Raw genomic sequence first — 12,358 nt, 5'->3', positions numbered from 1 at the left:
GAACAGTCCGTTCGTAGGAACTGGCTTCACACTGTCCCGGCAAAGATTAGCTAACACAAAATAACTAAAGGCATCTTAACCAAAGTCAAGGACGACGAAAGGAGGCCTCAACCCCCAAAAAATGACAAGTAACAAAAAGCCAATCGTCATCGCCATCATCGGGGTAGTCCTTTTTTCCATCCTAGCCCTCGCACTAGGCTTGGGACCCGAGCGAGGTGCTCGTCAAGAAGGACCAGCTACTCGTGGCGGTGGCAGTAACGACGTTGTAGTCGTACGCATCGAAGGCCTCATTTCTGGCTCTGGTGGTTCAGGAGGAATCTTAGCTACAGGTGGTCCTAGAATCATCGATACATTACGCCAGATTAGTGAAGATCCAACTGTTAAAGCAGTCGTATTGCGCATCAACTCACCAGGCGGAACAGCGGCGGCTTCCCAAGAAATTGCCCAAGAAGTAGACCGCTTACGCCAAAAAGGCAAAGTTGTCGTAACATCTATGGGAGATACGGCCGCATCCGGTGGCTACTGGATAGCCGCTCGAACAGACAAAATTGTAGCCAATCCAGCTACCACAACAGGCTCAATCGGTGTAATCATCGATCTCGTTAACCTCGAAGAGCTCTATGACAAAATCGGCTATCGTTCCGAAACAATCAAAAGCGGACCTCACAAAGACATCACTTCTCCTAGTCGAGAAAGAACAGTAGAAGAGAGACAACTTCTACAAGAAATGGTAGACGATATTTACGAGCAATTTGTCTATGTCGTCGCTGAAGGCAGAAACCTTCCGGAAGAAGAAGTTAGAAAACTTGCTGACGGACGTATTTTCACAGGCCGTCAAGCCCAGCAAGTAGGCCTCGTCGATGAGCTAGGCAACTTTTACGATGCTGTAGAAATTGCCGCAGACCTAGCTGGTATTGATAGCCCCAATGTTCGAGAATATGGACGCGTCAGCCCCTGGGGGATGCTTTTTCAATCTACCTTAGGTGGTCTTTCTGGAAATGGAAACCTTTCCATGGAGGATTTAGCCCGCTACCTGCGTACATTGGAAACTACAGAACCCCTGATTCGCTAAAAAGCCAGCATCTTGCAAATGGTTGAAAAAAGTTTCCTAAAGACTGAAGGAGGAAAGCATGGACGAAAAAAAACCTCCCACAGTAGATGATCCCCGAAAGCCAGAAGAAGAAAATCAATCTTCTTCTAACCCTACTCCAGTTGGACCAGAAGAACCACAACTAGAAACACCACAATTCGAAGCACCGAAGCCAGAACCAAAGTGGACCAGCTGGGACTACATATATAACGTCCTAGCAGAACCGAACAAAGCTTTTGCCATCGCCTCAAGAGAAAAACCACTAGGCCTAGCCTTTGCTGTCATCATTATCAGCACTATAATTTCCCTCGTCGTCAATTTGAGCATGGGACCTGGTGATATGGCGTCCTTAGAGCAACAAGGCGTACCTGTAGCCCTAGCTGGCGCTTTTGCGACCGTCTTTGCCTTAATCAGCGCTTTTTTTGGCCTGGTCATGTGGTTGCTCATGGCTGGAATTTACAATCTCATCGGTGAACTCCTTGGTGGCAAAGGCAATGCCAAAGGCTTACTAGTTACCCTTGGCCTAGCTTCTTTACCTACCATTTTCACATCACCCCTGCGCCTTATCGCCGAAATTCTACCTGGTGGCAACACCTTAGAGTGGCTTGGCCTCCTAGCTATCTCCCTATGGACAGTAGTCTTACAAGTTTTTGCTATCAAACAATCAGTACAACTTTCCACAACACGCTCTGTCCTGACCTTTTTTGCTCCTTTTATCTTTATGCTTTTTATAATCATCACCTTGGTCATCTTGATCATCTTAACCATCCCTGCCATAGGCAGTCTGCCAGGTCTTTTATAACCTCGTAACAACAAAAAGATCTGCCCTAGAGAAGACCTACCATAGAAATGGTAGGTCTTCTTTCTATTCCTTAAGCTTATTTTCTAAAGATAGCGAAAAGATTCACCAACTTGTTTACAAAAGCAGGATTTTGCACTGGAACGTTGAAATAAAGGGGTAAGGAAAGGGGGTTATCCACATGATCGTGTCCACTATGACCATCGTCGCTTTGCGCTGTCAGACTTGTGGAGCCATCGATTTTCACGGGATTTCCCTGTTTACTTTTGCTAAACAAAGGACTCAGCAGATTAACTGCACCTGCGGAGCAAAACTAATGACGGTGGGAACTAAGGACCGCAAGCGCTTTTACCTACAAGCCCATTGCATCATGTGCGAAAGCCAACACCTTTTCTGGTACTTACGAGAGAAGTTATGGTCACAGCAACTGTCAGTGCTACATTGCGAAGAGAATCTTGTTGAGATAGGCTTCGTTGGCCCTCGAGACAAAGTGAAAGAAGCTATTATGAGACAAGACAAATCTTTGCGAGAAATGGCGGAAAACTTAGGTGTCGTCGAATATTTTGAGAACCCTGAAGTTATGTACGGCATCTTAGAATACCTACATACTATCGCAGAGAATGGCAAACTCTATTGCACTTGTAGCAGTCACCAGATCAACGTAGACATTTACCCCGATCGAGTAGAACTGCGCTGTGAAGTTTGTAGTAACAACCACGTCTGCTATGCCGAATCAGACCATGACCTACAAATGATCAAGAGAGTAAAAGAAGTACAAATAGAAGGACCTTCTCTTTCGCACCCCCGCAACAACCGAGGAACGAGAAGACGTAGAAGCAAAAAATCCACATAAAAGTGTACCCAAACCGCGGGTGGACCTCATCACAAGATGGCCTGCGGTTTTATTATGGCCCGCTGACTAGGAATATGTTGGAATCATTGAAGTAAAATAGAAGAAACTACAAATACTAACTCACAAAGAACAATCCCCGTAAGGGGCACTATAAAACTAAGGAGGAATTAAAAGTATGCCAATGGTTACACTGGCCGAACTAATGGCCAAAGCAGAAGAAGGAAAGTATGCCGTAGGTGCCTTTAATTGCAATAATATGGAGATTGTCCAAGCTATCATCATGGCCGCCGAAGCAGAAAAAGCTCCCGTCATCATTCAAGCTTCCCAGGGTGCTATCAAGTATGCCGGACTTGATTACATCGTAGCGCTAGCGCGCTTAGCTGGTGATAAAGCTTCCGTTCCTGTAGCTCTGCACCTCGATCATGGTACGAGCTTTGAACAATGTGTCCAATGTATTAGCAGTGGCTTTACTTCTGTCATGATTGACGGCTCTAAGCATGCCTTAGAAGATAATATTGCCTTGACTAACCGAGTTCTCTCCGTAGCCCGCGCCGTTGGTGTTTCTGTAGAAGCAGAACTAGGCAAAATCGGCGGCACAGAAGATGACATTCACGTAGATGAAAAAGACGCCCTCTTCACAGACCCAGAGGAAGCTCGCTACTTCGTTGAAAAGACAGGCGTCGATGCCCTTGCTGTAGCCATCGGAACAGCACACGGTCAATACAAAGGACGTCCTGAACTAGACTTTGAACGCCTTAGCCAAATCGAAAAACTTGTCGATGTACCACTTGTCTTGCACGGCTCTTCAGGAGTACCTGACGAAGACATCCGTCGCGCCATCGAGATCGGCGTCCGCAAAGTAAATATCGACACCAACCTCCGTGAAGCCTTCACAGAAGGTGTAAGAGATGTAATCAACGCTAAGCCTAACGAGATTGACCCTCGCAAAATCTTAGGCCCTGCCAAAGAAAGAATGAGCGAAGTCATCCGTGAAAAGATCCGCCTCTTCGGATCTTCTAACCAAGCTTAATAGTTAGGAAACCCACAGAGGCAGAAGATTTGTGAGCGATTCAGAGCCAAAAGGAGGGCAGTGTCGCCATACCCTCAGACAGAACCCCAACTGAGGTGCTATGGTGGCAGTAAGAGATGAAACTCTTTTTAGATAGCGCCAATATTAACGAGGTTAGAGAAGCCAACGCCTTAGGTGTAATCAGTGGAGTAACAACCAACCCTTCCCTAATCGCCAAAGAAGGCCGGAACTTTCGCCAAGTAGTAGAGGAAATCACCTCTATCGTAGATGGTCCTATCTCAGCCGAAGTGATTAGTCTCCAAGCTGAAGGCATGATTCAGGAAGCACGGGAACTTGCCGCCATACACCGCAACATTGTCATCAAGATTCCCATGAACGCAGAAGGACTAAAAGCAACAGCCCAGCTACACAAAGAGCAGATCCGCACCAACGTAACCTTAGTGTTCTCGGCCAACCAAGGCCTCCTAGCCTGCCTAGCTGGCGCTACCTACATTAGCCCCTTCGTAGGAAGACTTGATGACATCGGACAAGACGGAATGGTCCTCATCAATCAACTCTCAGAAATCATTGGCATCCATGACTTCCCAACAGAAATCATCTCCGCCAGCATCCGACACCCTCTCCACGTCACCGAATCAGCCCGAGCAGGTGCTCACATTGCAACTGTACCCTACAAAATACTGCAACAAATGATCAAACACCCCCTAACCGACTCAGGCATAGAACGCTTTCTCAAAGACTGGGAAACCGTAAAAGATAAGTAGAGACAGAGAGAAGCTCTTAAACCCATAACCTCTAGAAAATAAAGTGCCTGGACAGGGGAAAGACCTTTCCGGAGAGAGGGCTTGGCGACCTCAGCTGTCGACAGCTTGCTGTCGAAACAGCGTGGGAGACGCCCGTTCGCAGGAAAGGACTTTCACCTGTCCCGAGCAAAACTAAATCATGGCATACATGGCAAAGCGAAGTCATAAGCTCTTGCCACACAGACCAACCACCCTGACCAGAAAGGAGTAGATGACTTGAGCAGAGAACTAGCCCTAGAATTTGCTCGTGTAACCGAAGCCGCCGCCCTAGCATCATCTCGCTGGATGGGACGAGGCGACAAAAATGCCGCCGACGAAGCCGCCACAGAAGCCATGCGCGCTGTTTTTGACACCATTCGCATGGATGGAAGAGTCGTTATTGGAGAAGGGGAAATGGACGAAGCACCTATGCTCTACATAGGAGAAAAGCTAGGCACTTGTGAGCCTGGCGATATGGACTTCGATATTGCCGTAGACCCTGTAGAAGGAACTAGCGTAGTAGCCAAAGGCCTCAACGGCTCTATTGCCGTTCTAGCCGCCGCGCCACGTGGTTGTATCCTTCACGCTCCTGATATGTACATGGACAAAATAGCCGTAGGCCCTGCCGCAGTCGGAAAAATCCATCTCGATGCACCTGTAGAGCAAAACCTCAGAAACGTTGCAGAAGCCTTACGCAAAGATATAGAGGACCTCACCGTCGTCATTCTTGATCGCCCTCGCCACGAAGAAAAGATTCGTCGCTGTCGCGCCCTAGGCACTAGAATTCAACTTATTCAAGATGGTGACGTAGCGCCAGCTGTTGCCACAGCCTTCCCAGACTCTGGTGTAGACGTCATGATGGGCATTGGTGGTGCTCCTGAAGGCGTCATTGCCGCCGCCGCCATACGTTGCCTCGGTGGAGACATGCAAGCTCGACTCTACCCCGAATCTCCTGAAGAAGAAGAACGTTGTCGTCGTATGGGCTTAGAAGACCCCCGCAAAATCTTATATCTCGATGACCTAGTAAGCGGAGAAGGCGTCCTTTTTGCCGCTACAGGCATCACCGATGGAAGCTTGCTAAAAGGCGTAAAAATAACTTCTCAGGGAGCACTTACCCACACCGTAGTCATCCGCGGAAGAACAGGAACAGTACGCTTTATCAACGCCTTACACCGCCTCGAAAATAAACCCTATTTTGGACGCGGTCGTTGTGAATGCGAAGAGCAAGAAGAAAACAAATAAAATCAGAAAAATTGTAAAAAGAGAACAAAAAGAGGAAAGCCTTACCATATAAGGCCTTCCTCTTTTTTGCATTAATTATCCTCTAGTGGTCGCATAGTAGACGAAAGGACTCATCGATTTACAGATACCTTCATAGGTTGTCTTTGGGATGTATTTCCACTTGATAACAAAGGAGCGGTCCTCTCGTGAAAAAAGAAATACTTTTTCTCTTACTCTTAACATGTACCTTCATCTTGACAGCCTGTACTTCTCAAGCACAAGTCAATCCAAAGACAGAATTAGAGCAGACCTCCACAACCAGCGCAGATAGCTTAACAGCGGCATCAGCCAATGAAGCAAAAGCCAAAAACTCAACTTACCTCGATGTAGAAGCGCAGAACCTAGACTTGTTATCCTATGACCTCTATATCAATAACAACAAAGTCGACACTTACTCCTATGACGATAAGAAATCACAATTTTTTGATGATACTTATACGAACCTAGAAGGAGTCTTAACTTTTCGAGGTAACCACTTAAGAAACCAACCTGCCTACGGCCAAGTTAATAAAAATCCGGAAAACTTACATATCAACTGGGACTTTACAACAGGCTCACGTTCTTGGGGTCCCGGTGCAGGCTGGACAGGCCAACCTGTCCTTGTAAAGTGGGAAGAAAAAGTTCGCAAAATCATGAATATCAAGGAAGAATTTCAAGACCAAGACCTCGTCGAAGTCATACAAGGTTCTTTAGACGGACGAATTTATTTTCTAGACTTAGCAACAGGCAAAGCTACACGCGATCCTATCGACATACGTAACCCCATCAAAGGCTCTATCTCCGTCGATCCTCGAGGCTATCCCTTACTATATGTAGGTCAAGGCATACAAGAAACAGACAAATTCGGCTTCTATATCTATAGTTTAATCGACGGACAACTTCTCCACTTTATCAACGGCAGAGATCGTCTAGCCTACAGTAATTGGGGCGCTTTCGATAGCTCAGCTGTAGTCAACAGCAAAACAGACAGCTTAATCGTCGGTGGAGAAAATGGCTTTTTCTACAATCTAAAACTGAACACGAACTTTAACCTCGAAAAAGGTACTATCAGCATTGAACCTGAAGAAATAAAATATCGCTATCAGATCAGAGGTAACCCCTATCAAGGCATCGAGAACTCCGTAGCCCTTTACAGAAATATTGCCTTTTTTGCTGACAATGGTGGTAGTGTGCAAGCCATCAACCTGCAAAATATGGAACCCCTCTGGGCTTTGCCCATGACCGATGACACCGACGCCACCATCGTTTTGGACATTGAAGAAGAAAAACCCTATCTTTTTACGGGCACGGAAGTAGATAAAATCAAAAGAAATGGCTCTGCTCTATTGAGAAAAATTGATGGCCTCACAGGCGAAACCTCCTGGTCCAAAGAATACCCTGCCTTTTACAATGCTGATGTTAACGGAGGCCTCTTAGCTACACCAGTAGTGGGCAAAAAGAAGATCAACAACCTCGTAATCTTTACTTTATCGCGTTACAAGACACACAACGGAGGTCTTATGGTAGCTCTAGATAAAGATAGTGGTGAAGAAATATGGCGCTGGGAAATGCAACAATACGCCTGGTCCTCACCAGTAGACTTTTATACAGCAGAAGGGCAAGGCTATCTCATACAATGCGATTCAGTCGGTAATATCTTCCTAATCGATGCAGAAAAAGGAATCATCATTGATAAAATTAATGTAGGCTCTAATATTGAAGCCAGCCCCGCCATCTTTAACAATCAGATCGTGATAGCCTCTAGAGGTGGCAAGATCTTCAATATAGAAGTGAAATAGCCCTAGTCAGAGCGCTCCCTCTTGTACTTCTGTGGCTTGACTTTAGAAAAATTTTTTAGAAAAAGTTTCCATGAAAGAAGGCCTCACCAAGAATAACCCATGGAGCTTCTGGTTAGCCTATCCATGGACCGCTAGATTATTCCGAGGTGATTATTTTTATGGAACCCCTAAAAAGAGGCTGGAAAACGAAAGGTTCTATCGTACTTTCGAGTCTCTTGTGCCTCAGTCTTTTCGCGACACAGCTAATTTATCCCTTAGCCAGCGAAAGCTATGTAAACAACGACACCCTACTTCGCCTCCTCAAAGGCGAACATATTAAAGAAAGTTTACCCATTAGAACTATAGAACATGTAGCGCTAAACAACAAAAACACAACAACCCTACCAACCCTTTCTAGTAACATTAAGATCACAGAAGAAACAACAGCCCCAAGAACAAACAAAACAGCAAGCACCACAGCAACTACAACAGCAACGAAAGCAACAACTGCCACGAAACAAACAGCAACAACTAAAACAACATCAAAAGAAAATCAATCCCATAAAGTAGTCCAAGGTGATACCCTCTACGACATAGCCATTTACTACGGCATGAGGCTAGACGATTTAATCAAAATAAACAACCTTAACCCCGACACATTTATCAAACCAGGTCAAGTCATCGCCGTCCACAACAACAAGAACGTCAAAAGTCCAGCAACGTCAAGAACCTTTGCTTCTCGAGGTGCAGTGCTTTCCACCATGCAAGCCCCATTGCAAGGAAGAATTACATCGCCCTTTGGACCAAGAAACAATAACTTCCACCATGGAGTAGACATCGCCGGCGATACAGGCGACACCATACGATCCGTACAATCAGGCAAAGTAACCTTCGCTGGGTGGAGACCAGTTTACGGACAAACCGTAATCATCGAGCACCCTCACGGCGTCAAAACACTCTACGCCCACGCCTCTAAAATACTCGTCAAAGAAGGCCAAAGCGTTGAAAAAGGCCAAGCTATAGCCCAAGTTGGTGCTACAGGCGTCTCTACAGGACCTCACCTACATCTTGAAATCCATATAGACCAAAAACCAGTCAACCCCTTAGCGCACATCCGTAGCTTAGGGCTGTAAAAAGGATAATTTTCTTCCATAAACCCCCTTGCCACAGCAGGCGAAGCCATGCTATAATGCCCTTTGTGAATCAAAGATTAAAACTGACAGCCTGCACAAAGGGCTCGGTCATATATGAAAGAGGTGACGCCAGTGAAGGAAGGTATCCATCCAAATTTCCAACGGAGTCAAGTAAGCTGTGCTTGCGGAGAGAACTTTGAACTAGGTTCAACTCGCAAAGAAATCAAAGTAGAGATTTGCTCCAAGTGCCATCCTTTTTACACCGGTCAAACCCGTGCTATCGAGGCCGGTGGACGGGTTGACAAGTTCAAGAAAAAATACGGACTCTAAAAAGATCAGCAGAGCCAGCGAAGAGCTCTGCTCTTTTTCTATGTAATTTTAACAACCAAAAATTTCTACAACCAAAGCAAAGGTACTCCTTTGCACTCTCTGTGCCTCTGTAGTTTACCACTAGGTTTTAAATCATAAATACAGGTGAAGAAAAATGCTTAGCAAGCTAGATTCAATAGAACAAAAATACGAGGAGTTAACACAACTTCTCAGTGATCCCGAAGTAATCAGCGATCAAAGTACCTGGCAACGCCATGCCAAAACGCAATCAGGTATGACCTTAATCGTTGAAGCTTATCGGGCTTACAAAAGCGTCCTCACAGGCATAGAAGATGCCACATCAATGTTAGAAGAAGAGGATGCGGAGATTCGAGAAATGGCTCGTCTCGAACTAAGCGAGCTCAACAGCAAAAAAGAAGAGCTCGAAAAAGAACTGAAAATCCTTCTCCTACCGAAAGATCCTAACGATGACAAAAACGTCATCTTAGAAGTCCGTGCCGGCACAGGTGGGGAAGAAGCCGCTCTTTTTGCTGGAGACCTCTACCGCATGTACAGCCGCTATGCCGATCAACAGGGCTGGAAAACAGAAGTCCTCTCCGCTAACTACACCGACATCGGGGGCTTCAAAGAAGTATCTTTCCTCATCGAGGGACAAGGTGCCTACTCCAAACTCAAGTTTGAATCAGGCGTACACCGTGTACAACGCGTTCCTTCTACCGAATCAAGCGGACGCATCCATACATCAGCGGCTACCGTTGCCGTCTTACCAGAAGCTGAAGAAGTAGAAGTCGACGTCAACCCTAACGACCTTCGTATCGACGTCTTCTGCGCCTCCGGTGCTGGTGGACAGCACGTTAACCGAACCGAATCTGCCGTGCGCATCACCCACTTACCTACAGGTCTTGTCGTTAGCTGTCAGGACGAAAAATCACAACACAAAAACCGCGACAAAGCCATGCGCGTTCTGAGAGCCCGTTTGCTGGAAAAAGCGCAAGAAGAAGCACATGGTGAGATGGCCAGTGCCCGCAAATCCATGGTCGGCTCTGGCGATCGCTCCGAACGGATACGTACTTATAACTTCCCCCAAGGAAGAGTCACCGATCACCGTATCGGACTGACACTCCATCGCTTAGAAGCCATCTTAGAAGGGGATATCGAAGAAATCATAGACAGCCTCATTACGACCGAACAAGCGGAAAAAATGAAGGCCATGGAGAACTAAGATGGAAAACAATAAGTCGGCGACTGTAGGGGAAAAACTGCAGGCGGCGGCTTTTTCTTTTACGCAAAAAGGCATAGAAAGCGCCCGCCTCGAAGCAGAACTTCTCCTAGCAGATCTCCTAAAAACAAACCGTACAGGCCTCTTAGCCCGACTCCGCGACCCTTTTCCGGAAGAAAAAGAGCAAGCCTGGCAAGATTATATCCAGAAAAGACAAGCAGGCTGGCCCCTGCAATACATTACAGGGAAGCAAGAGTTTTGTGACCACACCTTTCAAGTAACACCAGCTGTCCTCATCCCTAGACCAGAAACAGAAGAACTAGTCCAAATCGTCCTCAAATACCTGCAAAAAAGTCAAAAAAACTTCAAAGTGATAGACGTAGGCACAGGCTCAGGTGCGATCATTGTCTCCATAGCTCTAGCCATGAAAAAAAGTGTAAAAGAAAAAGAAAGGGCAAGGGAAAGCCAAAACGAAAGCCAAAACGAAAGCCAAAGCCAAAGCCATAGCGCTTACCATGCCATCGACATCTCCCCAGAAGCGCTCGCTGTAGCTCAAGAAAACGCCAAAAATCTAGGCCTGCAAGATACTATTGAATTTACTCAAGGCGACCTACTTGAGCCGTTTTTAGCCAAGAAGAGCCTAAACCATAAATTCAACGTCATCGTTTCCAACCCGCCCTACATTGAAAGTGAAATCATCGGCACACTACAAAAAGAAGTAGCCCACCACGAACCACATAGAGCCCTTGATGGCGGCATCGACGGCCTCGACCTCTACCGCCGACTAATCCCCCAAGGGGCCCAACTACTTCACCCTGAAGGCCTCATGGCCCTAGAAATCGGCTACAACCAGGGCCAAGCCATCAAAAAACTCCTCCAACAATCCGGTTTCACCAACATTCAAATTCACCAAGACTACCAAAACCACGACCGCATAGTCACAGCATTACAACCCCAGAACTGTTAAAACTTTGCGCAATCTGCGTCTCTGCTAAACCCTCCAAAGGATGATCACAGATGAAAACAAAAATCCTACAACCCCATCAACTAGAAGAACCTGCCCAACTACTTCGTCAGGGAGAACTAGTCGCCTTCCCCACAGAAACCGTCTACGGCTTAGGAGCTAATGCCCTAGACAGCCAAGCTGTAGCCAAGATATTTCAAGCCAAGGGACGACCCTCCGACAACCCCCTTATCATCCACATAGCCCAACTAGAAGACCTGTCTTTACTAACTACCGAATTTCCACCACTAGCCCAACTACTAGCCCAAAAATTCTGGCCTGGCCCATTAACGCTAGTACTACCAGCGGCACCAGATGTACCAGCAGAAGTAACAGCAGGCCTTGACACCGTTGCCCTACGTATGCCCGATCATCCTATTGCACTTCAACTTATCAAAGCGGCTGGAATACCACTAGCCGCCCCCTCAGCTAACCGCTCAGGCAAACCAAGCCCCACCAAAGCGGCACATGTCAGCCAAGACCTAGACGGCAAAATCGCCGCCATCATCGACGGTGGACCCTGTGACGTAGGTATCGAATCCACCGTTGTCGATGTAACAGGAGCGAAACCAGTCATCCTACGACCAGGTGGCATCACCCTTGAAATGCTATCAGAAGCTTTAGGGGAATCAGCAGACCCATTTAGCGATGCTAACCAAAACCTACAAAGACCTCGCTCTCCAGGCATGAAATACACACACTATGCCCCCCAAGCCCCCTTATACTTACTCAGCGGAAGCTGGGAAGAACAGCTTGAAGAGCTTCATAAACTTCAAAAAGCAAATAAAAGCAAAGCAAGAAATATTGGCCTTCTCATAACTCAAGAAAGCTACAATAGGATAGAAAATGAAGCTAATTTTGTGGTTCAAGTAGCAGGTTCACGGGAAAACTTAAAGCAGATTGCCGCGGGCCTTTTTGACAGCTTACGGGCCTTCGACGAAACAGAAGTAGACCTAATTATTGCCGAAACATACCCGTCAAAAGGCCTCGGCTTAGCCCTTATGAATCGATTGAGCAAAGCCGCTGGAGGTCGCACCTGGGAATAAACGCTAGCTCTAAGAAGGTGAAATCGGCAGATAAA

At 46.6% G+C, this 12,358-nt stretch carries 12 protein-coding genes; all 12 read left to right on the top strand.

Annotation, left to right across the window (positions count from 1 at the left end):
• Positions 1-121: 121 nt before the first annotated feature.
• The 12 genes from sppA to F9B85_RS04170 all read left to right on the top strand — a co-directional run bounded on the left by sppA (position 122) and on the right by F9B85_RS04170 (position 12,323).
• Positions 122-1,072 (top strand): signal peptide peptidase SppA, encoded by a 951-nt coding sequence (sppA, locus tag F9B85_RS04225; RefSeq protein ID WP_151618849.1) that lies wholly within the window; start codon positions 122-124, stop codon positions 1,070-1,072.
• 58 nt (positions 1,073-1,130) lie between these two features.
• The gene (locus F9B85_RS04220; RefSeq protein WP_151618847.1) at positions 1,131-1,892 is read left to right on the top strand and encodes a Yip1 family protein; all 762 of its coding nucleotides are present in this window, start codon (positions 1,131-1,133) and stop codon (positions 1,890-1,892) included.
• 178 nt (positions 1,893-2,070) lie between these two features.
• Positions 2,071-2,742 (top strand): hypothetical protein, encoded by a 672-nt coding sequence (locus tag F9B85_RS04215; RefSeq protein ID WP_151618845.1) that lies wholly within the window; start codon positions 2,071-2,073, stop codon positions 2,740-2,742.
• A 175-nt stretch (positions 2,743-2,917) separates the two neighbouring features.
• Positions 2,918-3,772, top strand: a complete 855-nt coding sequence (locus F9B85_RS04210) for a class II fructose-1,6-bisphosphate aldolase (RefSeq protein ID WP_151618843.1) — start codon at positions 2,918-2,920, stop codon at positions 3,770-3,772.
• A gap of 116 nt (positions 3,773-3,888) precedes the next feature.
• On the top strand, positions 3,889-4,536 hold the full coding sequence (gene fsa, locus F9B85_RS04205) for a fructose-6-phosphate aldolase (RefSeq protein ID WP_151618841.1): 648 nt from the start codon (positions 3,889-3,891) through the stop codon (positions 4,534-4,536).
• A gap of 255 nt (positions 4,537-4,791) precedes the next feature.
• Positions 4,792-5,796: a class II fructose-bisphosphatase gene (gene glpX, locus F9B85_RS04200; protein WP_151618839.1), complete on the top strand. Its 1,005-nt coding sequence runs from the start codon at positions 4,792-4,794 to the stop codon at positions 5,794-5,796.
• Between the two features lie 185 nt (positions 5,797-5,981).
• A complete protein-coding gene (locus tag F9B85_RS04195; protein WP_151618837.1) occupies positions 5,982-7,613 on the top strand; it encodes an outer membrane protein assembly factor BamB family protein in 1,632 nt (543 codons plus the stop codon).
• Positions 7,614-7,771: 158 nt separating this feature from the next.
• Positions 7,772-8,725 carry a peptidoglycan DD-metalloendopeptidase family protein gene (locus F9B85_RS04190; protein ID WP_151618836.1) on the top strand — a complete coding sequence of 318 codons (954 nt, stop codon included), beginning with the start codon at positions 7,772-7,774 and terminating at the stop codon, positions 8,723-8,725.
• Positions 8,726-8,857: 132 nt separating this feature from the next.
• Positions 8,858-9,055: a 50S ribosomal protein L31 gene (gene rpmE / locus F9B85_RS04185; RefSeq protein WP_151618834.1), complete on the top strand. Its 198-nt coding sequence runs from the start codon at positions 8,858-8,860 to the stop codon at positions 9,053-9,055.
• Positions 9,056-9,209: 154 nt separating this feature from the next.
• Positions 9,210-10,277 (top strand): peptide chain release factor 1, encoded by a 1,068-nt coding sequence (gene prfA / locus F9B85_RS04180; RefSeq protein ID WP_151618832.1) that lies wholly within the window; start codon positions 9,210-9,212, stop codon positions 10,275-10,277.
• 1 nt (position 10,278) lies between these two features.
• The gene (gene prmC / locus F9B85_RS04175; RefSeq protein WP_151618830.1) at positions 10,279-11,241 is read left to right on the top strand and encodes a peptide chain release factor N(5)-glutamine methyltransferase; all 963 of its coding nucleotides are present in this window, start codon (positions 10,279-10,281) and stop codon (positions 11,239-11,241) included.
• 50 nt (positions 11,242-11,291) lie between these two features.
• The gene (locus F9B85_RS04170; protein WP_151618828.1) at positions 11,292-12,323 is read left to right on the top strand and encodes an L-threonylcarbamoyladenylate synthase; all 1,032 of its coding nucleotides are present in this window, start codon (positions 11,292-11,294) and stop codon (positions 12,321-12,323) included.
• Positions 12,324-12,358 lie beyond the last annotated feature (35 nt).

The organism is Heliorestis acidaminivorans (assembly GCF_008933955.1).
Taxonomy (GTDB): domain Bacteria; phylum Bacillota; class Desulfitobacteriia; order Heliobacteriales; family Heliobacteriaceae; genus Heliorestis; species Heliorestis acidaminivorans.
Note: the sequence above shows the minus strand (reverse complement) of the source record. Positions and strands in the feature narration are given on the sequence as shown.

What these genes read in the sequence shown, in the direction of transcription:
- F9B85_RS04210 (WP_151618843.1), top strand. Translation starts at nt 2,918, where the DNA reads ATGCCAATGGTTACACTGGCCGAACTAATGGCCAAAGCAGAAGAAGGA.
- prmC (WP_151618830.1), top strand. Translation starts at nt 10,279, where the DNA reads ATGGAAAACAATAAGTCGGCGACTGTAGGGGAAAAACTGCAGGCGGCG.
- sppA (WP_151618849.1), top strand. Translation starts at nt 122, where the DNA reads ATGACAAGTAACAAAAAGCCAATCGTCATCGCCATCATCGGGGTAGTC.
- F9B85_RS04215 (WP_151618845.1), top strand. Translation starts at nt 2,071, where the DNA reads ATGATCGTGTCCACTATGACCATCGTCGCTTTGCGCTGTCAGACTTGT.
- F9B85_RS04170 (WP_151618828.1), top strand. Translation starts at nt 11,292, where the DNA reads ATGAAAACAAAAATCCTACAACCCCATCAACTAGAAGAACCTGCCCAA.
- prfA (WP_151618832.1), top strand. Translation starts at nt 9,210, where the DNA reads ATGCTTAGCAAGCTAGATTCAATAGAACAAAAATACGAGGAGTTAACA.
- F9B85_RS04220 (WP_151618847.1), top strand. Translation starts at nt 1,131, where the DNA reads ATGGACGAAAAAAAACCTCCCACAGTAGATGATCCCCGAAAGCCAGAA.
- fsa (WP_151618841.1), top strand. Translation starts at nt 3,889, where the DNA reads ATGAAACTCTTTTTAGATAGCGCCAATATTAACGAGGTTAGAGAAGCC.
- F9B85_RS04190 (WP_151618836.1), top strand. Translation starts at nt 7,772, where the DNA reads ATGGAACCCCTAAAAAGAGGCTGGAAAACGAAAGGTTCTATCGTACTT.